The sequence below is a fragment of the Pseudomonas sp. 14A genome, from assembly GCF_018132745.1.
Classification (GTDB): domain Bacteria; phylum Pseudomonadota; class Gammaproteobacteria; order Pseudomonadales; family Pseudomonadaceae; genus Aquipseudomonas; species Aquipseudomonas mercuritolerans.
The window spans coordinates 73482-93118 of record NZ_JAGRQJ010000003.1; the positions used below are offsets into that span (position 1 = coordinate 73482).

General features: G+C 59.3%; 17 protein-coding genes and 1 other RNA gene. 8 read left to right on the forward strand and 10 right to left on the reverse strand.

Translation table 11 applies throughout. The features are described 5' to 3' along the window. Window positions 1–138 precede the first annotated feature (138 nt). The 7 genes from ssrA to PS14A_RS03030 all read right to left on the reverse strand — a co-directional run bounded on the left by ssrA (window position 139) and on the right by PS14A_RS03030 (window position 8642). Window positions 139–527: a transfer-messenger RNA gene (gene ssrA, locus PS14A_RS03000) on the reverse strand. Between the two features lie 98 nt (window positions 528–625). Further along, window positions 626–904 (reverse strand): hypothetical protein, encoded by a 279-nt coding sequence (locus PS14A_RS03005; protein ID WP_130910771.1) that lies wholly within the window; start codon window positions 902–904, stop codon window positions 626–628. A 129-nt stretch (window positions 905–1033) separates the two neighbouring features. Further along, complete coding sequence (locus tag PS14A_RS03010; protein WP_212615287.1) at window positions 1034–3844, reverse strand: FAD-binding and (Fe-S)-binding domain-containing protein; 2811 nt, start codon at window positions 3842–3844, stop codon at window positions 1034–1036. After that, window positions 3841–4512 carry a lactate utilization protein gene (locus PS14A_RS03015; RefSeq protein WP_212615288.1) on the reverse strand — a complete coding sequence of 224 codons (672 nt, stop codon included), beginning with the start codon at window positions 4510–4512 and terminating at the stop codon, window positions 3841–3843. Before PS14A_RS03015 ends, PS14A_RS03010 begins: the two co-directional genes overlap by 4 nt. Then, on the reverse strand, window positions 4509–5966 hold the full coding sequence (locus tag PS14A_RS03020) for a LutB/LldF family L-lactate oxidation iron-sulfur protein (protein WP_212615289.1): 1458 nt from the start codon (window positions 5964–5966) through the stop codon (window positions 4509–4511). The genes PS14A_RS03015 and PS14A_RS03020 overlap by 4 nt, the downstream gene beginning before the upstream one ends. Next, a complete protein-coding gene (locus PS14A_RS03025; RefSeq protein ID WP_212615290.1) occupies window positions 5963–6787 on the reverse strand; it encodes a (Fe-S)-binding protein in 825 nt (274 codons plus the stop codon). Before PS14A_RS03025 ends, PS14A_RS03020 begins: the two co-directional genes overlap by 4 nt. A gap of 160 nt (window positions 6788–6947) precedes the next feature. After that, a complete protein-coding gene (locus PS14A_RS03030) occupies window positions 6948–8642 on the reverse strand; it encodes a lactate permease LctP family transporter (RefSeq protein ID WP_016771776.1) in 1695 nt (564 codons plus the stop codon). A gap of 263 nt (window positions 8643–8905) precedes the next feature. Here PS14A_RS03030 and PS14A_RS03035 point away from each other — a divergent pair, with 263 nt between their 5' ends. Next, the gene (locus PS14A_RS03035; RefSeq protein WP_212615291.1) at window positions 8906–9673 is read left to right on the forward strand and encodes an FCD domain-containing protein; all 768 of its coding nucleotides are present in this window, start codon (window positions 8906–8908) and stop codon (window positions 9671–9673) included. Window positions 9674–9790: 117 nt separating this feature from the next. Here PS14A_RS03035 and smpB read toward each other — a convergent pair whose 3' ends face one another. Beyond that, the gene (smpB, locus tag PS14A_RS03040) at window positions 9791–10273 is read right to left on the reverse strand and encodes an SsrA-binding protein SmpB (RefSeq protein WP_007953781.1); all 483 of its coding nucleotides are present in this window, start codon (window positions 10271–10273) and stop codon (window positions 9791–9793) included. 119 nt (window positions 10274–10392) lie between these two features. Here smpB and PS14A_RS03045 point away from each other — a divergent pair, with 119 nt between their 5' ends. The 3 genes from PS14A_RS03045 to PS14A_RS03055 are packed head-to-tail and all read left to right on the forward strand — an operon-like array spanning window position 10393 to window position 12545. Beyond that, complete coding sequence (locus PS14A_RS03045) at window positions 10393–11796, forward strand: sodium-dependent transporter (protein WP_212615292.1); 1404 nt, start codon at window positions 10393–10395, stop codon at window positions 11794–11796. Between the two features lie 7 nt (window positions 11797–11803). Beyond that, complete coding sequence (locus PS14A_RS03050) at window positions 11804–12238, forward strand: type II toxin-antitoxin system RatA family toxin (RefSeq protein ID WP_016771773.1); 435 nt, start codon at window positions 11804–11806, stop codon at window positions 12236–12238. Then, a complete protein-coding gene (locus PS14A_RS03055; RefSeq protein ID WP_212615293.1) occupies window positions 12231–12545 on the forward strand; it encodes an RnfH family protein in 315 nt (104 codons plus the stop codon). Before PS14A_RS03050 ends, PS14A_RS03055 begins: the two co-directional genes overlap by 8 nt. A 61-nt stretch (window positions 12546–12606) precedes the next feature. Here PS14A_RS03055 and PS14A_RS03060 read toward each other — a convergent pair whose 3' ends face one another. Continuing rightward, window positions 12607–13134: an outer membrane protein assembly factor BamE gene (locus tag PS14A_RS03060; protein WP_016771771.1), complete on the reverse strand. Its 528-nt coding sequence runs from the start codon at window positions 13132–13134 to the stop codon at window positions 12607–12609. Between the two features lie 97 nt (window positions 13135–13231). On the opposite strand from PS14A_RS03060, the gene fur reads away from it, so the two are divergent. Further along, window positions 13232–13636 (forward strand): ferric iron uptake transcriptional regulator, encoded by a 405-nt coding sequence (gene fur / locus PS14A_RS03065; protein WP_016771770.1) that lies wholly within the window; start codon window positions 13232–13234, stop codon window positions 13634–13636. A 76-nt stretch (window positions 13637–13712) separates the two neighbouring features. Here fur and recN read toward each other — a convergent pair whose 3' ends face one another. Further along, window positions 13713–15386 carry a DNA repair protein RecN gene (gene recN / locus PS14A_RS03070; protein ID WP_137215533.1) on the reverse strand — a complete coding sequence of 558 codons (1674 nt, stop codon included), beginning with the start codon at window positions 15384–15386 and terminating at the stop codon, window positions 13713–13715. Between the two features lie 240 nt (window positions 15387–15626). Here recN and grpE point away from each other — a divergent pair, with 240 nt between their 5' ends. The 3 genes from grpE (at window position 15627) to dnaJ (ending at window position 19634) form a co-directional block, all read left to right on the forward strand. Beyond that, window positions 15627–16193, forward strand: coding sequence for a nucleotide exchange factor GrpE (gene grpE / locus PS14A_RS03075; protein ID WP_016771768.1), 567 nt, complete (start codon window positions 15627–15629; stop codon window positions 16191–16193). Between the two features lie 102 nt (window positions 16194–16295). Next, the gene (gene dnaK / locus PS14A_RS03080; protein WP_024011565.1) at window positions 16296–18212 is read left to right on the forward strand and encodes a molecular chaperone DnaK; all 1917 of its coding nucleotides are present in this window, start codon (window positions 16296–16298) and stop codon (window positions 18210–18212) included. Between the two features lie 297 nt (window positions 18213–18509). Beyond that, window positions 18510–19634: a molecular chaperone DnaJ gene (dnaJ, locus tag PS14A_RS03085; protein WP_016771767.1), complete on the forward strand. Its 1125-nt coding sequence runs from the start codon at window positions 18510–18512 to the stop codon at window positions 19632–19634. Window positions 19635–19637 lie beyond the last annotated feature (3 nt).

The following is a 19637-nucleotide window of genomic DNA, read 5'->3' on the forward strand; positions in this document are numbered from 1 at the left end:
GAGCTGGAATACCGCCTGGAATACCCGAATGGCTGGAACTCAAAAACTCTCAAAAGACCGCAAAAGCGCTGGAAGCCACGTATTTACTGGATCGCAGGCACAAAAAAAGACGTCCGTGGACGTCTTTTTTTGATCATTTGGTGGAGCCGGGGGGATTTGAACCCCCGTCCGCCAGTACTCCGCTGTCGGTACTACATGCGTAGCCGTGTCTATTAAGTTAACCCTCAGCGACCCGACGGGCAGGGTGCTTTGGGCGAGTTGTGTAAGTTTTAGCCGCTTCGTCCACAACGTACTGCACGGCGATTCTGTTCTATATGACAATCATTTCGGGTTTACAGACATCCCCTGATGATTGCTGGACCCGAAGGTACCAGGAGCATTGTCAGCTGCAATTAAGCAGCGAGAGCAACACCGTATTGGTCGTCATTGGCAACTATAAGTAGTTGCAACAGTGGATTTACGACTTCTGTTACCAAGTCGGCATGCACCTAGAGTTTCGCAACCGGCGTCGAATCCTAAACGGCCCCGAACTCATTGCCCGGTGAATCTGATCGGGCAACAAGCGTGCACAGTGTACGTCAATCTGCCGACGAAGCCAACCCGCAGGTTGGCCCGTCAATATGGATCAGTTGTTGGTGCCGGTGGCTTTGCGCAGTTCGACGATGGTTTGCGAGGTTTCGGCAACGCAGTCGTCGATTTTGCCTTCGGCCTTCAGCGACTGAGCTCTAGTCACACTGGCTTCAGCGCGCTGGCTCAATTCTGGGTTCGACGACAACTGCGCCTTGCCACTTTGAATGGTCTGAATATTGGCATCGCACAGATCGGCAGGCTTGTCTGCGGCGAACGAAGTGGACGCCATCATCGAGGCAGTAACGAACAGACCTAACAGTACAGAACGCTTCATGTGTATCTCCTTGAACTGAGGGATCCAGGCTTCGCTGACCGCTGGGCGAGCCATCGAATGGAGGAAAAGCCCCGATTTGTCAGGGCCTGTTCTGTGGATTGCCGTCTCGCTCAAGAGTTCTATTTTTTTTCAGACGGCCTTTGCGCGTGTCACCCGATCCACCAGATAAACCAGTCCGTGGTAGTCGATGCCACCGTGCTGGGTCAGGCCGATTTCGCAGGTGCGGCTGGTGGAAATGCCCTCGCTGCAGTGCTGCACGGCGTCCTTGAGCGTACGCAGCGAATGGCTGTTCAGCTCCGGCGTGGTGAAGCCTTTGTCGCCGGCAAATCCGCAGCAATGTATGCCTTCGGGAATTACCACTGTCTTGCTGCATTTGCGCGCCAGATCGATCAGCGCCTGGCTTTCGCCCAAGTGCTGAGTGCTGCAGGTCACGTGGACGGCAATCGGCGCTTCCTGGGGTGTGAAGTCCAGGCGATCCAGCAGATGCGTACGGATGAAGCGCACCGGATCGTACAGATCCAGTCGCGTTTCGCCGATGTCCTGCACCAGTCGCAACGTACACGGGCTGGTGTCGCAATAGATCGGGTCAAGGCCGCCGCGACTGGCGTGGAGCAGGGCGCTGATCAGTTCCTGGCGTTTGTGCTCGGCCTGTTCGGCGTAACCTTTGGAGGCGAATGGCTGGCCGCAACAGAGGTTGTCCTGATTGTCGGGAAAGACTACCTGGTAACCGGCCTTTTCCAGCAGGCCACGGGTTTTGTCGTATAGCGACATCTGTTCTTTGTCGCCCGCCGCCGGGCCCATGACCCGCGAGACGCAAGCTGCCAGATAAACCACGCGCGGGCGCTCGTCGGCCACGCTCGGGCTGAAGCGAATGGCTTTTTCCGGTTGTGGCATGGCGTTGGTCCACAGCGGCACCTGGCCTTTGGACAAGCGCGTCAGCGTCGCCGACAACTTTGCCAGACGCGGTGCGCCGAGCATCATTCGCGCGCCGTTGGCGACGTGCAGGGTGAAGCGTGCGCCTTGCAGGGTTTTGGCGAAATTTCCTTCGATCCAGTCAGCGGTTTTCTGATGCGTGGCGTGTCGGCCACGGAGCTTTTTCACCAGTTCGCCGGTGTTGATGCCTACAGGGCAGCGTTGCGCGCACAGACCGGTCGCGGCGCAGGTGTCGATGCCTTGGTACTCGTAGGCTTTTTCCAGTTCTGTAGTGTCGACGCCGGCGCGCTTTTTCGCCTGGATATCACGCCAGATCACGATGCGCTGGCGCGGGCTCAGGGTCAGGCCTTTCGATGGGCAGACCGGTTCGCAAAAACCGCACTCGATGCACTTATCCACAATCTCGTCCGCCGCTGGCAGCGGTTTCAGGTGCTTGAGGTGGATCTGCGGATCTTCGCTGAGCACCACGTCCGGATTGAGAATGCCGTTGGGGTCGAGCAGGCGTTTGAGCTGCCACATCAGTTGATAGGCGTCGCTGCCCCATTCCAGTTCCACGAACGGCGCCATGTTGCGGCCGGTGCCGTGTTCGGCTTTCAGCGAGCCGCCGAATTCCACCGCGACCAGTTGCGCGACGTCGTCCATGAACGCTTGGTAGCGTGCGATTTCTTCCGGGCTGTTGAAGCCTTGGGTGAAGACGAAGTGCAGATTGCCTTCCAGTGCGTGTCCGAAAAGGATCGCTTCGTCGTAGGCATGTTTGTCGAACAGCTCGATCAGGCGATTGACGCCGATGGCCAGTTGTTCGACCGGGAAGGTCACGTCTTCGATGATCACCGTGGTGCCGGTTTTGCGCACGGCACCGACGGCGGGGAAGGTGTCTTTGCGGATGGCCCAGAGTCGGGCGTTTTCCACCGGGTCTTCGGTGAAGTCGACCTGCTTCTCTACGGGGAAATCGCGCAGGGACGCCATGATTTGCGCCAGTTGCTCCTGTAGCAATGTCGACGAAGCGGCGCGGGATTCGATGAGCAGCGCGCAGGCATTTTCCGACAACAGTTGTACGAAAGCGGGCATGCCTTTTTTGTCCTGCACCGAGCGCAGACTGCGTCGGTCGAGCAGTTCCACGGCGGATACCGGTTGGCTTTTCAGCACGGTCACCGCGTTGCAGCAGGTTTCGACATCAGGGAACACGATCAGCGCCGAGGCCTTGTTCGGGTGATCGATGACGGTGTCGTAAGTCACCGCGCTGATGAAACCGAGCGTGCCTTCGGAGCCGACCAGCAGGTGGCTCAGGATATCCACAGGCTCGTCGAAATCCACCAAGGCGTTGAGCGACAGGCCGGTGGTATTTTTCAGACGGTATTTGTGGCGGATTCTTGCGGCCAGTTCGGCGTTGGCGCGGGTCTCGCGACCCAATGTCGCCAAGCGTTCGAGCAGTTCTCCGTGGCTTGAGCGAAATGCCGCGACGCTGGCAGGGTCTTCGCTGTCGAGGCGCGTGCCGTCGGCCAGCACCAAGCGAATCCCGGCCAGGGTGTGATAGGTATTCTGCGCGGTGCCACAGCACATGCCGCTGGCGTTGTTGGCGACGATGCCGCCGATCTTGCAAGCATTGATCGACGCCGGGTCCGGGCCGATCTTGCGTCCGAACGGTGCCAGCCAGGCGTTGGCCTGCGCGCCGATCACTCCCGGTTGCAGGCGGATTTGCGTGCCCTGGCCGCGAATCTCGCGGGCGTTCCAGTTATCCCCAAGCACGATCAGCACGGAGTCGCTGATCGCCTGCCCGGACAGGCTGGTGCCGGCGGCGCGGAAGGTCACCGGCACGTTGTCGCGCTGAGCCAGTTGCAGCAGCGCCACTACCTCATCTTCGGACTCAACGCGGATCACCAGTTTCGGGATCAGTCGATAGAAACTGGCGTCGGTGCCAAAGGCCAGGGTCGACAGCGGATCGTCGAAGCGCCGGTCTGCTGGAATCAGTTGCTCGGCATCACGCAAGAAAGCGGCAGGAAGACTCATTGATCCTCCAGAATCAGCACGACCAGATCTTTCGGGCCATGCGCGCCATACGCCAGGACCTGTTCAATATCGGCGGTTTTCGACGGGCCGGAGACCAGCAGCGCGTTGGTCGGCATGCCTTGCGCCCATTCGAATTCCTCTTGCACCTGATAGAAGTTGTCGCGGATTTCGCTGGCCTTGAGCAGGGCGAAATGCACCGGCGGCACCAGGCTCATCAAGCGCGGTTCCTCACGGGTTGGCCAGATAATCAGGCTGCCGGTCGCGGCGATGGCACCGAGGGTGCCGGTGAGGCTGGCCGGGGTGTCGTTGAACAGTTCGGCTTTCCACTCTTCCATTGGCCGGTCGTAGGATTTCAGTGCAGGCAGCTCGGGATTATTCGCCCAGTGCTGTGTGATGCGTTGCCCGTGGGTTGTTGTCGGAGCGATCAGCAGGCTCGGCAATTGGCGGTCGCGCAGCAGTTGCGCCAGTAATGCCGGCCACTCGGCGCCCGAGGTCAGGTGGATTTCGGTGTGCACCGCTTCCATCAGTTTGCGCAGTTGCGGGATGCGTTGCTCGGCGCTGTAGGTGTAGGGCTGAGTGACCAGATCGACGTCGAAGTTGTCGGCAATTGGCGTGGTGCCGGTCAGACTTTTCCGCAGCTTGCCGAGGATATTTTGCTTGGCGCTCATCGACGCTCTCCCTGTTTGCCCAGATGCTCGCGGGCCATGTCATGCAACGAACGCGCGGCCGGTTTTGGCGCGCTGTGGTTTTGCGTCCATGGGCCGACATTGCTCGGCGCAAGGGCGCGCAGGCGCGTGGCGAAAAAAGCGAACAAGCGGTACAGCGTCGGCGAGCTGTTGAGTCTGGCCCAGGCGTTCCAGATGAAGCGCTCCTTGCGCGAATATTTGCTGCCCTGGCCGCGCATCACCTGATTCGGTGCGTCCGGGGCTTTGACGTTTTCCTCGCGCAGACGGCGCAGGATCGCCGGGATCGGAATCTTCACCGGGCAGACTTCACCGCAGGCGCCGCACAATGACGATGCGCTCGGGTGATCCGGGACCTTGGCCAGGCCGACCATGTGCGGGGTGATGATTTTGCCGATCGGCCCCGGGTACACCTCGCCATATGTGTGGCCGCCGACTCGGGTGTAAACCGGGCAATGATTCATGCAGGCGCCGCAGCGGATGCAGTTCAGGGTCTGGCGCAATTCACTGTCGGCGAAGGCCTGGCTGCGACCGTTGTCGAGCAGCACCAGATGCACTTCCTGCGGGCCGTCGAGTTCGTGTTCCTTGCGCGGGCCGGAGATCATGTTGACGTAAGTGGTGATCGGAATGCCCAGCGCCGAGCGCGTCAGCAGTGACAGCAGCGGCACCACGTCGCGCAGGTTCTCCACGACTTTTTCGATGCCGGTGACGGCGATATGCACCGGTGGCACGGTGGTGGTCATGCGCCCGTTGCCTTCGTTTTCCACCAGCAGCAGGGTGCCGGTTTCGGCCACGGCGAAGTTGACGCCGGAGACGCCGATGTCGGCTTCGAAGAATTTCTGCCGCAGGACCCTGCGACCGATCTGAATGAGTTGGTCAACGTCCTTGGTGTATTCCACGCCAAGTTTGTCGTGGAACAAGGACGCGACCTGACCGGCATTCTTGTGGATCGCCGGCATAATGATGTGTGAAGGCTTCTCGTGGTCGAGCTGGACGATGTACTCCCCCATGTCGGACTCCAGACATTCAATGTCCCGAGCCTCGAGGAAATGGTTCATCTCCATCTCTTCGCTGACCATCGATTTGCCCTTGATCACTTGCCGCGCCTCGTGAGCGCGGATGATCGACAGGACGATGCCATTGGCCTCGTCCACCGTTTCCGCCCAGTGCACTGTCACACCGTTGCGGGTCAGGTTCTGTTCCAGTTGCTCGAGCAGGTCGGGCAACTTGGACAGCGCGCGGGCCTTGATCGAATTGCCCAGTGCGCGCAAATGTTCTCTTTCGTGGGCATCGCTGAAAGCCGCTGCCCGCTTGGTCATCAGTGAATCCATGGCAGTGCGGAAGTTGTTCCGCAGCTGCTGATCACCCAAGGCATTGTGTGCCCGGGTGCGGAAATCTTCTTCTACGGCGACCGTAGGAATAATCGTCGAGGTGCTCATTGCGCACCTCCGGTTCGCTGCCAGAGGAAGCTCGCCAGATGTTGCCCGCGCAACGCTTGCTGCTGTTTCTCCAGCGCGCCGTTGATGTTCATCAAACAGCCGCAGTCGGCACTCAGTACCTTGTGCGCGCCGGACTCCTTCAATGCGCGGGTCTTGTCAGCCACCATCGCGCCGGAAATGTCTGGCATACGGACGCTGAATGTCCCACCGAAGCCACAGCATTCGCTTTCGTGGTCGTGATTGACCCGCTCCACATTGCTCAACTGCGCCAACAACTCGCGGCCGTGCAGGTGGGTATTCATTTCGCGGCGTGCCGAACACGAGGTGTGCAGCGCGACTTTCACCGGTTCGCCGCTGTCCTTGAGCTGCACCTTGCAGACGAACAGCAGAAACTCGGCCAGTTCATAAGTGCGAGCCGCAAGGGCCCGCACCTGTTTCAACGTTTCCGGCTCATCCTTGAACAAGTCGGCGTAATGCTCGCGCAGCATGCCGGCGCAGGAACCCGAGGGAACCACCACCGGATAATCCCCGGCAAACAGCGCCAGTTGCGAGCGCGCCACCGTCCGCGCCTGCTCGGTGTAACCCGAGGTGTAGGCCGGTTGGCCGCAGCAGCTCTGCCCTTGCGGATACTCGACCCGGATCCCTTCGCGCTCCAGCAGATGGATCGCGTCCATCCCGGCTTCGGGGTAGAACAGGTCGACCACACACGTGCCGAACAGGTAGACCCGCGACGGTTTCTCGCTGGGGTATTGCCGAGGTTCGGGCAGTGGCGGTGCCACGCGGGTCGCGTTCGGCACAGCGTTGTAAAAAAGCTCGCTCATCAGGCGTGTCTCCGGGTGGGCCCGGTTATCCGTCTGCTGCGGCTGCCGAATATAAAGCGCATTGCTTTCAGCAGCCTTACAGACCCGGTGGTGAATTGCTGACGCCGGATCACGGGCCGGCGTCGGTTATTTCCGTCTTTCTTGTAGGCGTCTTGTAGGTTTAGTGCACCAGCATGCCGGTGAACCAGTAGGCCTGAGCCAGGGTGATCAAACCGACAATCGTTGCAAAGAATAGGCTGTGCTTGAGGGTGAAGCGGAACAGATCCGATTCCTTGCCGACCAGACCGGTCGCGGCGCAGGCCACGGCGATCGATTGCGGCGAGATCATCTTGCCGGTCACGCCGCCGCTGGTATTGGCCGCCACCAGCAAAGTGTCGTTGACGCCGATCTGGTGGGCGGTGGTCGCTTGCAACGAACTGAACAGCGCGTTCGACGAAGTATCCGAACCGGTGAGGAATACGCCCAGCCAACCGAGGAATGGCGAAAAGAACGGGAACGCGGCGCCAGTACCCGCCAGCACCAGGGCCATGGTCGAGGACATGCCGGAGTAGTTGGTGACGAAGGCGAACGCCAGCACCATGCCGATCGACAGGATTGGCCAGCGCAGTTCGTAGAAGGTCTCTTTCAAAGTGGTCAGACCAGTTTTGAAATTGATCTTCAGTACCAGCATCGAAATCAGCGCGGAGAAGAAAATCGCCGTGCCGGTGGCGGAAATCGGATCGAGTTTGAATACCGCTGGAATCGCGGTCGGGTTGGCCACGATCGGCGCAGTCTTGATCACCAGTTGATCAAGGTGCGGAATCGCGAAGTTGAACACCCAGCTGTACATCGAACCGCCGGCAGCGAACATGGCTTTGAAAGGCTTCAGCGTCCAGATCGTCACCAGCACAGTGAGGATCAGGAACGGCGACCACGCCTTGAAAATTTCCCCGAGGCTGTAGGGCGAAGCGACGGTGGTGCGCTTCTGGCCGAAACCGCCGACGCTGGCGCTGACCACTGAAGCGGATACGGCGCCAACGATGTGCTGGCCGGCGGCGCGGCGTGGTTGCCAGACCTTGAGGAACAGGGTCAGGGAAATCAGGCTGGCCAGTGCCGAGGTGATGTCCGGCAGTTCCGGGCCGATGAAGTTGGAAGTGAAGTATTGGGTGATGGCGAAACTCAAGCCTGCCACCAGCGCGGCTGGCCAGGTTTCGCGCACACCGCGCAGGCCGTCCATCATGAACACCAGCCAGAACGGCACGAACAGCGACAGCAGTGGCAGCTGGCGACCGGTCATGGCGCCGATCTTGAAGGCGTCGATGCCAGTGACCTGGCCCGCCACGATGATCGGAATCCCCAGCGCGCCGAACGCCACCGGCGCGGTGTTGGCAATCAGGCACAAGCCGGCGGCGTACAGCGGGTTGAAGCCCAGCCCTACAAGGAGTGCGGCAGTAATCGCGACCGGCGCACCGAAACCGGCGGCACCTTCCAGAAATGCGCCGAAGCAGAAACCGATCAGCAACACCTGCAAACGCTGGTCATCGGTGATCGACAGGACCGAGCTACGGATGACCTCGAACTGACCGCTCTTCACCGTCAGCTTGTAGAGGAACACTGCCGCGACAATGATCCAGGCAATCGGCCACAGACCATAAGCGAAACCGTAACCAGCGGCGGCGAACGCCATGTCCACTGGCATCTGGAAGGCGAAAATCGCCACGGCAATCGAAAGTGCGAGGGTGATGCTGCCGGCCACATGGCCTTTGAGGCGGAACACCGCCAATGCGAGAAAGAAGAACACGATGGGAATGACGGCCGCGAGAGCGGAGACGCCAAGACTGCCGAGCGGACTGTAGAGCTGTTGCCAGGTTTGCATGGTGGGGTGGCCCCTAATTGTTGTTGGTCAGGCACTGTGAGCAATCTTGGATAATTGGTAATACCAATTTACAAGCGCTGTCGGCTAGGGTAAAAGCCTTGGTAGCGGTGTGTCAATTTGCCGCTCTGAAACTTTCGTCGAAGATGCGGTGCAGAGGGCAACTGATCCGCTTTGGCGAAGTGGCGTCTGGCAGGTGTCGGCGGCGCGCGGATAGGCCAGAATAGACACCCCGGCGAGCGGTCGGGATCGTGGAGAAATGAGTTATGGGCTTTGATCAGATACGTCAGCGCCGTTTGTCTGACGATATTGTCGAGCGCCTCGAAGGGATGATCCTTGAGGGCACGCTGAAGTCGGGCGAGCGGTTGCCGGCCGAGCGCACGCTGGCCGAACAATTTGGCGTATCACGCCCGTCATTGCGCGAGGCGATTCAGAAACTGGCGGCCAAAGGCTTGCTGGTCAGTCGCCAGGGCGGCGGCAATTATGTGGTGGAGGGTCTCGGATCGACGTTCAGCGATCCACTGCTGCAATTGCTTGAAAGCAATCCCGAAGCGCAACGTGATTTGCTCGAATTCCGGCATACCCTGGAGGCATCGTGCGCCTATTACGCCGCATTGCGCGCCACCGATGTCGATCGCGAGCGCCTGACGGCTGCATTCGAAGAGCTGCAGGACTGCTACTCACGCCACGACGAAGTCAGTCGCGCGGAAGAGGGCGCGGCGGATGCGAAATTTCATCTGGCGATTGCCGAGGCCAGCCATAACGCGGTGTTGCTGCATACGATTCGCGGCTTGTTCGATCTGCTCAAGCGCAATGTCGTGACCAACATCGGCGGCATGTACAAGCAGCGCACGGAAACCCGCGACATGCTGATCTCGCAGCATCGGGAATTGTATCTGGCGATTATCGAAGGGCGTGCCGAGCAGGCGCGGGAAGTGTCCAGCCGACATATTCTGTATGTGCAGGAAGTGCTGGAAGAGGTGCGTCAGGAGGTGCAGCGCATGGCTCGGGCGGAGCGGCGCAAGGGGATGTGATCAGATGTGGTTGGGTTGATGCTGAAATAGCTTTCGCGAGCAGGCTCGCTCCCACCTTTGAAATGCATTCCAAGGTGGGAGCGAGCCTGCTCGCGAATTGGCGCTAAAGGTGGAAGATCAGTCTTCCTTGCCCTTGTTGCGCACCGCACGCTGCAATTCACGACCGGCATCGCGCTCGCGCTCGGTGTCACGCTTGTCGTATTCCTTCTTGCCCTTGCCCAGAGCGATTTCGCACTTGACCATGTGCTTGCTCCAGTACCAGGACAGGCAGACGCAGGCGTAACCCTTTTGCTGCACGGCGGCGGCAAGCTTGTCCAGCTCGCGGCGGTTGAGCAGCAGTTTGCGAGTGCGCACCGGGTCGGCGATGACGTGAGTGCTTGCGGTCATCAACGGCGTGATGTGGCTGCCGAGCAACCATGCTTCGCCATCCTTGAGCAGCACATAGCTATCGACCAGCTGCAACTTGCTCGCCCGCAGACTTTTTACTTCCCAGCCGGCCAGGACCAGACCAGCCTCGAACTTGTGCTCGATGAAGTAATCGTGTCGCGCCTTTTTGTTCTGCGCGATGGTCCCTGTTGGGTGTTTCTTCTGTTTAGCCATAGGGGCGGCATTATATGGAGTTGTTCGGCTGTCGGCTACGGTGTTGCTGCGTGCTTGAGCAGGTTGAGTGAATCCCGGACAATGCGGCCTCTTTTTCTAACGCTTGGGCGTGATAAACGATGTCGACAGACAAGGTTTCTGTCCACGGCAGTTGGGCTAGCCGCTGGGTATTCATACTCGCCGCGACCGGTTCGGCCGTGGGACTGGGTAGTATCTGGAAGTTCCCCTACATGGTCGGGGTCTACGGCGGCGGCGCCTTTGTGCTGATGTTCCTGGCGTGCATCGCGCTCATCGGTGTCCCGGTCATGCTCGCGGAAACCCTGATCGGCCGGCGCGCCCGGCAAAGTCCGGCGAATGCCCTGAAGGTGCTGGCGCTGGAAGCGGGACACTCGGCGAAATGGTCGTGGGGCGCGTTTGCCGGGATGATCACGGCCCTGCTGATTCTGTCTTTCTACAGTGTGGTCGGCGGCTGGTCGCTGGATTACATCGTCGACATGGGTCGTGGCGATTTCCAGGGCGCGACGGCTGATCAGGTCGGCGCCTATTTCGGCAATGTCATCTCCAACCCATGGCGCCTGACACTTTGGCACACGATTTTCATGCTGGCGTCGGCCTTCGTGATCGCCAAAGGCGTGGTCGCCGGGCTTGAGCGCAGCCTGCGCATCATGATGCCGCTGCTGTTCGTGATGATTCTGGTCCTGCTGGGCTACAGCATGACCACCGGGCATTTCATGGAAGGCGTACATTTCATGTTCGACTTTCACCCGGAAAAAGTCCTCGACGGCCTGCTGCCAGCGATGGGGCACGCGTTCTTCTCGCTGAGCGTCGGCGTCGGTTCGATCATGATCTACGGCGCCTACATGCCGAAGAACACCTCGCTGTCGGGCACGGTGGTCGGTGTAGCGCTGCTGGATACTTTTGTATCGCTGGTCGCCGGTCTGGCTTTGTTTCCGATTGTGTTCGCCGCTGGCCTGAACCCAAGCGAAGGCCCGGGGCTGATGTTCGTCAGCCTGCCATTTGCTTTTGGTAATGTATTTTTCGGCCAGTTGATGGGCGTTGTGTTCTTCGTGCTGGTCGCGGTGGCTGCCTGGAGTTCGGCAATTTCCCTGCTCGAACCAATGGTGGCTTACCTGGTAGAGCGCACTAAAATCAGCCGCATCTGGGTGACGTTCTGGCTTGCGTTCACCTGCTGGTTCGTTGGTCTGGGCACGGTGTTTTCTTTCAATATCTGGAAGGAAGCCAAGTTTTTCGTGAACGAAGGCGGAGCGTTCAGCCTCTATCAATGGGGTGCGCAGAGCGGTCTCGACTTCTTCGGCGTGATCGATTTCTTCACCTCGCGGATCATGTTGCCCCTCGGTGGCTTGTGTTTCGTGCTGTTCGCGGGATGGGTGATGGGGCGTGAAGCGGTGCGGGATGAATTGTCCATCCGTAGCCCGGTTCTGTTTGCCCTGTCCCTGTTCTTGATGCGCTACGTGGCGCCTATCGGCATTCTTGTAGTCTTTGCCGCTCAGCTCTGGAAGTAACGCTTACATGACGACACATATCCAACGATCCGCGCTTCTGCCGTACCCGGCGCAGTTTCTCTACGACCTGGTCAACGATGTCGCGCGGTACCCGGAGTTTCTGCCGTGGTGCTCGGAGGCCGAAGTGCTGGAAAGCTCCCCGGAACACATGCGCGCCAGTGTCGGCGTGGCCAAGGGCGGCCTCAGTCAGCATTTCGTCACGCGCAATACGCTGGTGCCGGGGCAGTCGATCGAGATGAATCTTGAGGAGGGCCCGTTCACTCAGTTGCACGGCATCTGGGTATTCAAGGCACTGAACGAAAAGGCCTGCAAGATCAGTCTGGATCTGTCGTTCGATTATGCCGGGCCGCTGGTGCGCGCTACGTTGGGCCCGCTGTTCAATCAGGCGGCTAACCAGCTGGTTGATGCTTTCTGCCAGCGCGCCAAGCAGATGCATGGTTAAGCCGGTGATCGAGATAGAAGTCGTGTACGCGGCGGTTGATCGGCAGGTTCTGCGTGCGATCAGCGTAGCTGAAGGCGCTAGCGTTCGGGCGGCGGTGCACGCATCGGGCATCGCGGCTGAGTTTCCTGAGCTGAATCTGGCGGAGTGCCCACTAGGGATTTTTGGCAAGGTCGTGACTGACGCGGATTCTCGCCCTGTTCAGGCGGGCGATCGCATCGAAATTTATCGACCGCTGCTGGCTGATCCCAAAGAAGTTCGACGTTTGCGTGCGGCCAAGGCTGCTGAGGCAAAAGCGCGGAATATTTGATCAGGCCAAACGGCCGGCAATAAAAAACCCGGAATCTCCGGGTTTTTTATTGCCTCGCCATTTACTGCGGCGAGGTGTCCAGCGGCTCTGGTGTCGGAACCGGTACGGTTTCCACACCATCGACGTCCTTCTGGATCTGATCCAGCAAGGAGCCTGGTTTGGCTGGCTTTTCAGCTTCTGGCTTGTCGGCGTTTTCAGCAGGCGCGGTCACGGTAGTACCGCTGTCCTTGCCGAGAATGGCTTCGTCACGGCTCACGCCGGGCATGAAGTCACCGGACAGGCTGACAAGCTGGTCGTTGGAATTGAAGATAACGCTGATTCGTTCCTGCTGGCGTTCACCGCCACCCGGTTGCAGGCTGTACAGATAATCCCAGCGATCGGCATGGAACGTGTCGGCAAGCAGAGGGTTGCCCATGATAAACCGTACTTGCGGCCGGGTCATTCCCGGGCGTAACTGGTCTATCATGTCCTGCGTGACGACATTGCCCTGCTGGATGTCGATTTTGTAAACCCCGGGGAATGAACAACCGGCGAGTGCGAGCAGTCCCACAAAGGTGAAACTGGTTAGCAAGAGCTTGGTGTTTTGCATCGGTGGGCGACTTCCACTATCTTGGCTGGGACAACGTAAACGCCGATCATACCCGCATTAAGAGAAGCTGCGAAGCAGCATCGCGAGAAAGCTGACCATGGTTGAAAATAGCGAACTACGCAAAGCCGGCCTCAAAGTGACCCTGCCACGGGTCAAGATCCTGCAAATGCTCGACTCTACCGAGCAGCGCCACATGAGTGCCGAGGACGTCTACAAGGCGTTGATGGAAGCTGGTGAGGACGTCGGTCTGGCCACGGTTTACCGTGTACTGACCCAGTTCGAAGCGGCCGGCCTCGTGGTCCGCCACAACTTCGACGGCGGCCACGCGGTCTTCGAACTGGCTGACGGTGGCCACCACGACCATATGGTCAACGTGGAATCGGGTGAAGTGATCGAATTCTTCGACGAAGAAATCGAAAAACTTCAGAAATCGATCGTCGAGAAGCATGGCTTCGAAATGGTTGATCACAACCTGGTGCTGTACGTACGCAAGAAAAAGTAAGCATGTCGCGCGAATTTCACATTCGCGAAACGAACGAAGGCGACCCAAGGGTCGCCTTCGTGCTTTCTACCGTTTGTCAGGCCTTGGCGGTCACCACCATTTTTTTCGCGTGGGCCAGAGACTCCTTGGTCAGATCGATGCCGCCGAGCATGCGCGCGACTTCTTCGATGCGCTCGTTCTTGCTCAGCTTTGCGACGGCGGTGTGAGTCGCCTTCTCGTCACGGACCTTATGCACGAACAGATGCTGATGCCCTTGCGCCGCCACTTGCGGCAAGTGCGTCACGGTCAGGACCTGGCCGCGATCACCGAGACGGCGCAGTAACTGGCCGACGATCTCCGCAGTCGGGCCGCCGATACCTACGTCCACTTCGTCGAATACCAGCGTCGGCACGCGGGAGGTCTGGGCGGTAATGACCTGAATTGCCAGACTGATCCGCGACAGCTCACCACCGGAGGCGACTTTTGCCAGCGCCTTGAGCGGTTGGCCGGGATTGGCGCTGACCAGCAGTTCGACCTGTTCCAGCCCGTTTGGCAGCAACTCGTCGCTGCTGTTGGCTTTCAGTTCGATGGTGAATCGGCCGCCGGGCATGCCCAGGCGCTGGATTTCCTGCTCCACCGCACTGGCGAGGCTGCCGGCGGCTTGATGACGAAGGTCGCTCAGCTCGCGTGCTTTCTCTTGATAGTGGCGGGCATAGGACGCCAGTTCCTCACCCAGGCGCTCGATGGATTCATCGTTGGCGTTGAGGGTTTCGATTTCATCCAGCAGCTTCTGCTGCATCTCGCCGACTTCGGTCGGTTGAATCCGGTGTTTGCGCGCCAGGGTGTAGATCGCGTCGAGGCGTTCTTCGAGGTATTGCAGGCGAGCAGGGTCGGCATCGAAGTTATCGAGAAAGCGGTTGAGCTCGCCGACCGCTTCTTCCACCTGAATCTGTGCGCTGGTCAGCAGACTGCTGGCTTCACCCAGCGCACCCACCGAACTGTTTACGCTGGAAAGTCGATTGAGGCTGGCGGTCAGCGCATTCAGCACATTCCCGGAGTCGCTTTCGCTGCATTGCTCGACCACTTGCCGGCAAATGCCCAGCAAGGTTTCGGCGTTGGTCAGGTTCTTGTGTTCCTGCTCCAGCTGTTCCAGTTCATTTTCGCCGAGACCGAGGTTTTCCAATTCTTCGAGCTGATAGCTGAGCAATTGATGACGTGCGCGTTGTTCGTCGCCGGAGTTGGAGAGCCGCTCCAGTTCCTGGCGAGTCTGACGCCAGCGCTGTGCGGCCAGTTGCACCTGACGCGCCAGATCGGTCGCGCCGGCGTATTCGTCAAGCAGGCGGCGATGGGTGTCGGTCTTCAGCAGCGACTGATGTTCGTGCTGGCTGTGGATATCGATCAGCAGCTCGCCCAAGGCTTTAAGGTCGCCAAGCGGGCAGGGTGTGCCGTTGATATAGCCGCGCGAACGACCTTCCGAGGTGATGACCCGGCGCAGGATGCACGGCCCGTCATTTTCCAGATCGCGCTCGGCCAGCCAGGCGCTGGCTTCGGGGATATCAGCCAGATCGAAAGTGGCAAGAATGTCGGCTTTATCAGCGCCCGGGCGAACCACGCCGCTGTCGGCGCGATCGCCGAGGGTGAGGCCCAGGGCGTCGAGCATGATCGACTTGCCGGCGCCGGTTTCCCCTGTGATCACGCTCATCCCGCGATCGAGTTCAAGATCGAGATGTTCAACGATGGCGTAGTTGTGTACGGACAGGTGCACCAGCATAAAGGCCGCTCCCAGGCTTGAGGTCTGGTTATTTATACAGTGTTTTGTTCAGGCCTGACAATGCCCTCGCTTAGCTCGATTTGATTGATCAAAATGTTTTCCTAGCGCGTTCCAGAATGATTAATCAGCACTTTTTTGTAAGGACAATCGATTCCAGCCCTTGAAGCCTGATTTTGCGGCCCCATATATCGGGGCAGAAGCGCGAGTCAGGCTCGCGGACGAAATTGAAAGGAGAATTCTATGGCTGACGAACAGACAGTAGATACGCAAAACCCAGAAGCCAATCAGGCGCCCGAAGGTTCGGGTGACGACCTGGCGACCCGTGTGCAAGTGCTCGAAGAGCAATTGGCCGCCGCGCAGGATCAGTCTCTGCGTGTTGCTGCCGATCTGCAGAACGTTCGCCGCCGTGCCGAGCAGGACGTCGAGAAGGCGCACAAGTTTGCCTTGGAAAAATTCGCCAGCGACCTGCTGCCGATTGTCGACAGCCTGGAGCGCGGCCTCGAGCTGTCGAGCCCGGACGACGAAAGCATCCGTCCGATGCGCGAAGGCATCGAGCTGACCCTCAAAATGTTCCACGACACCCTCAAGCGCTACCAGCTTGAAGCGATCGATCCGCATGGCGAACCGTTCAACGCCGTTCACCATCAGGCAATGGCCATGCAGGAAAGCGCCGACGTCGAGCCGAACAGCGTGTTGAAGGTTTTCCAGAAGGGCTACCAGCTCAATGGTCGCCTGCTGCGCCCGGCGATGGTCGTGGTCAGCAAGGCGCCGGCACCGGTTTCGCCTTCGATTGACGAGCAGGCTTGAAATTAGCCGCAAGGCCCCCATTTAGAAGTCAAGCGTTTAAGTGCTACCGCAGTCAGCCACCACTGCTGCGGCAACAAAATCCAAAGTTTCGGGAGAGTGAACATGGGCAAAATTATCGGTATCGACCTGGGGACTACCAACTCCTGCGTCTCCGTGCTGGAAAACGGCAAAGCCAAAGTTATTGAAAACGCTGAAGGCGCGCGTACCACGCCGTCGATCATCGCTTACGCCAACGATGGCGAAATTCTGGTAGGTCAGTCGGCCAAGCGTCAGGCTGTAACCAACCCGCACAACACCCTGTACGCGGTAAAGCGTCTGATCGGTCGTCGTTTCGACGAAGAAGTTGTGCAGAAAGACATCCAGATGGTCCCTTACAAGATCGTCAAGGCTGACAACAACGATGCCTGGGTAGAAGTGAACGGCCAGAAAATGGCACCGCCACAAATCTCGGCTGAAATTCTGAAGAAGATGAAGAAGACCGCCGAAGACTACCTTGGCGAGGCAGTGACCGAAGCGGTGATCACCGTTCCGGCCTACTTCAACGACAGCCAGCGTCAGGCTACCAAAGACGCGGGCCGCATCGCGGGTCTGGACGTAAAACGTATCATCAACGAGCCAACCGCAGCTGCTCTGGCTTACGGTATGGACAAGGCCAAGGGCGATCACACCGTGATCGTTTATGACCTGGGTGGCGGTACCTTCGACGTATCCGTTATCGAAATCGCTGAAGTTGACGGTGAGCACCAGTTCGAAGTGTTGGCCACCAACGGTGACACCTTCCTCGGCGGTGAAGACTTCGACATTCGTCTGATCGACTACCTCGTTGACGAATTCAAGAAAGAAAGCGGCATGAACCTCAAAGGTGACCCGCTGGCGATGCAGCGTCTGAAAGAAGCCGCTGAGAAAGCCAAGATCGAGCTGTCGTCCGCTCAGTCGACCGACGTCAACCTGCCGTACATCACTGCAGACGCGACCGGTCCTAAGCACCTGAACGTGAAGATCTCGCGTGCCAAGCTCGAAGCACTGGTTGAAGACCTGGTTCAGCGCACCATCGAACCTTGCCGCATTGCCATGAAAGACGCCGGTATCGACGTCAGCGCGATCAACGACGTGATTCTGGTCGGTGGTCAGACTCGCATGCCGCTGGTGCAGAAGCTGGTGACCGATTTCTTCGGTAAAGAAGCGCGTAAAGACGTCAACCCGGACGAAGCCGTTGCCATGGGTGCTGCGATCCAGGGCGCTGTTCTGGCCGGTGACGTGAAAGACGTGCTGCTGCTCGACGTCAGTCCGCTGACCCTGGGTATCGAAACCATGGGTGGCGTGATGACTGCGCTGATCGAGAAAAACACCACGATTCCTACCAAGAAATCGCAAGTGTTCTCGACTGCTGACGACAACCAGGGCGCTGTGACCATTCACGTTCTGCAAGGTGAGCGCAAGCAAGCCGCACAGAACAAATCGCTGGGCAAGTTCGACCTGGCCGACATTCCACCAGCTCCACGTGGCGTGCCGCAGATCGAAGTGACCTTCGACATCGACGCCAACGGCATCCTGCACGTCGGCGCGAAAGACAAGGCTACCGGCAAGACCCAGTCGATCGTGATCAAGGCCAACTCCGGTCTGTCCGACGAAGAAATCGAGCGCATGGTGCGTGACGCCGAGGCGAATGCCGAGGAAGACCGCAAGTTCGAAGAGCTGGCCGCTGCCCGTAACCAGGGTGATGCACTGGTGCACTCGACTCGCAAGATGGTCGCTGACGCGGGCGACAAGGTCACCGCCGAAGAGAAGACTGCAATCGAAGCTGCAGTGGTTGCTCTGGAAGCCGCCGTCAAAGGCGACGACAAGGCTGCCATCGAAGCCAAGGTTGAAGAGCTGTCGAAAGTCTCCGCTCCGGTTGCTCAAAAGATGTACGCCGAACAGGCTCAGCCAGCTGATGGCGCGGCCCCGCAAGGCGAGTCGGCTGAGAAGGCTGACGACGTTGTCGACGCCGAGTTCGAAGAAGTCAAAGACCACAAGTAAGTTGTTGGTCGCCCGGTTGACTGCCTTGCGGCGGTGACTGGTAGGATGTCGCCGCGCGGGAGCTTGCCTCCCGCGTTGGCGTATCTGGAATACGTGAATTTTTACAGCATGCGACAACGCTCGCGTGTTGGTGGTATGGCCGGGAATGCTCCTGCTTTTCGCGCCGCAGATACCGCATCAATCAAGTCCAGGATCGTTGAATTGACGTGAGTTGGGTCCGGGCCTTAATGGGGGCTCAACGAGTTTGGCGAGGCTCAGGAGGGGTTTGCCGAACGTCCTTAAGAGTGCAAAGAACTTATGGCAAAGCGTGACTATTACGAAGTATTGGGTGTCGAGCGGGGCACGAGCGAAGCGGACCTGAAGAAGGCCTATCGCCGCCTGGCCATGAAGCACCACCCCGACCGTAATCCCGGCGACAAAGCTTCGGAAGAAGCATTCAAAGAGGCCAACGAGGCCTATGAAGTGTTGTCCGACGCCAGCAAGCGCGCGGCATACGACCAGTACGGTCATGCCGGCGTCGATCCGAGCATGGGCGGCGGCGGTGCCGGTTTCGGTGGTCAGAACTTCTCGGACATCTTCGGTGATGTCTTCAGTGATTTCTTCGGTGGCGGTCGCGGCGGTGCCCGTGGCGGCGCTCAGCGTGGCAGCGATCTGCGCTACACCCTGGAGCTGAATCTGGAAGAAGCGGTGCGCGGTACGTCGGTGAATATCCGCGTTCCGACACTGGTCAACTGCAAACCGTGCGATGGTTCCGGCGCCAAGAAAGGCTCGTCGCCGACGACGTGCCCGACCTGCGGCGGCATCGGCCAGGTGCGCATGCAGCAGGGCTTCTTCTCGGTGCAGCAGACCTGCCCGCGCTGCCATGGCCAGGGCAAGATCATTTCCGATCCGTGCGATTCCTGCCACGGCGACGGTCGCGTCGAAGAGTACAAAACCCTGTCGGTCAAAGTACCGGCCGGTGTCGATACGGGCGACCGCATTCGTCTGTCTGGCGAAGGCGAGGCGGGTACCCAGGGCGGGCCGACTGGCGACTTGTACGTTGTGATCAACGTGCGCGAACACGACATCTTCCAGCGTGACGGCAAGCATCTGTTCTGCGAAGTGCCGATCAGCTTCGTCGACGCTGCACTGGGCGGCGAGCTGGAAATTCCGACCCTCGACGGTCGCGTCAAACTGAAAATTCCCGAAGGCACGCAGACCGGCAAGCAGTTCCGCGTGCGCGGCAAAGGCGTTGCGCCAGTGCGTGGCGGCGGTGCCGGCGACCTGATGTGCCGTGTCGCTGTGGAAACGCCGGTCAACCTCAACCGTCGTCAGCGTGAACTGCTGGAAGAATTCCGCAGCTCCCTGGCCGACGACAACAGCCACTCGCCGAAAACCACCGGTTGGTTCGACGGTGTGAAGCGTTTCTTCGGCGATTTGTAAGGA

Excerpts from the sequence above, each read along its gene's own strand:
- PS14A_RS03005 (WP_130910771.1), bottom strand. The coding sequence starts at position 904 with ATGAAGCGTTCTGTACTGTTAGGTCTGTTCGTTACTGCCTCGATGATG.
- PS14A_RS03010 (WP_212615287.1), bottom strand. The coding sequence starts at position 3,844 with ATGAGTCTTCCTGCCGCTTTCTTGCGTGATGCCGAGCAACTGATTCCA.
- PS14A_RS03015 (WP_212615288.1), bottom strand. The coding sequence starts at position 4,512 with ATGAGCGCCAAGCAAAATATCCTCGGCAAGCTGCGGAAAAGTCTGACC.
- PS14A_RS03020 (WP_212615289.1), bottom strand. The coding sequence starts at position 5,966 with ATGAGCACCTCGACGATTATTCCTACGGTCGCCGTAGAAGAAGATTTC.
- PS14A_RS03025 (WP_212615290.1), bottom strand. The coding sequence starts at position 6,787 with ATGAGCGAGCTTTTTTACAACGCTGTGCCGAACGCGACCCGCGTGGCA.
- PS14A_RS03030 (WP_016771776.1), bottom strand. The coding sequence starts at position 8,642 with ATGCAAACCTGGCAACAGCTCTACAGTCCGCTCGGCAGTCTTGGCGTC.
- PS14A_RS03035 (WP_212615291.1), top strand. The coding sequence starts at position 8,906 with ATGGGCTTTGATCAGATACGTCAGCGCCGTTTGTCTGACGATATTGTC.
- smpB (WP_007953781.1), bottom strand. The coding sequence starts at position 10,273 with ATGGCTAAACAGAAGAAACACCCAACAGGGACCATCGCGCAGAACAAA.
- PS14A_RS03045 (WP_212615292.1), top strand. The coding sequence starts at position 10,393 with ATGTCGACAGACAAGGTTTCTGTCCACGGCAGTTGGGCTAGCCGCTGG.
- PS14A_RS03050 (WP_016771773.1), top strand. The coding sequence starts at position 11,804 with ATGACGACACATATCCAACGATCCGCGCTTCTGCCGTACCCGGCGCAG.
- PS14A_RS03055 (WP_212615293.1), top strand. The coding sequence starts at position 12,231 with ATGGTTAAGCCGGTGATCGAGATAGAAGTCGTGTACGCGGCGGTTGAT.
- PS14A_RS03060 (WP_016771771.1), bottom strand. The coding sequence starts at position 13,134 with ATGCAAAACACCAAGCTCTTGCTAACCAGTTTCACCTTTGTGGGACTG.
- fur (WP_016771770.1), top strand. The coding sequence starts at position 13,232 with ATGGTTGAAAATAGCGAACTACGCAAAGCCGGCCTCAAAGTGACCCTG.
- recN (WP_137215533.1), bottom strand. The coding sequence starts at position 15,386 with ATGCTGGTGCACCTGTCCGTACACAACTACGCCATCGTTGAACATCTC.
- grpE (WP_016771768.1), top strand. The coding sequence starts at position 15,627 with ATGGCTGACGAACAGACAGTAGATACGCAAAACCCAGAAGCCAATCAG.
- dnaK (WP_024011565.1), top strand. The coding sequence starts at position 16,296 with ATGGGCAAAATTATCGGTATCGACCTGGGGACTACCAACTCCTGCGTC.
- dnaJ (WP_016771767.1), top strand. The coding sequence starts at position 18,510 with ATGGCAAAGCGTGACTATTACGAAGTATTGGGTGTCGAGCGGGGCACG.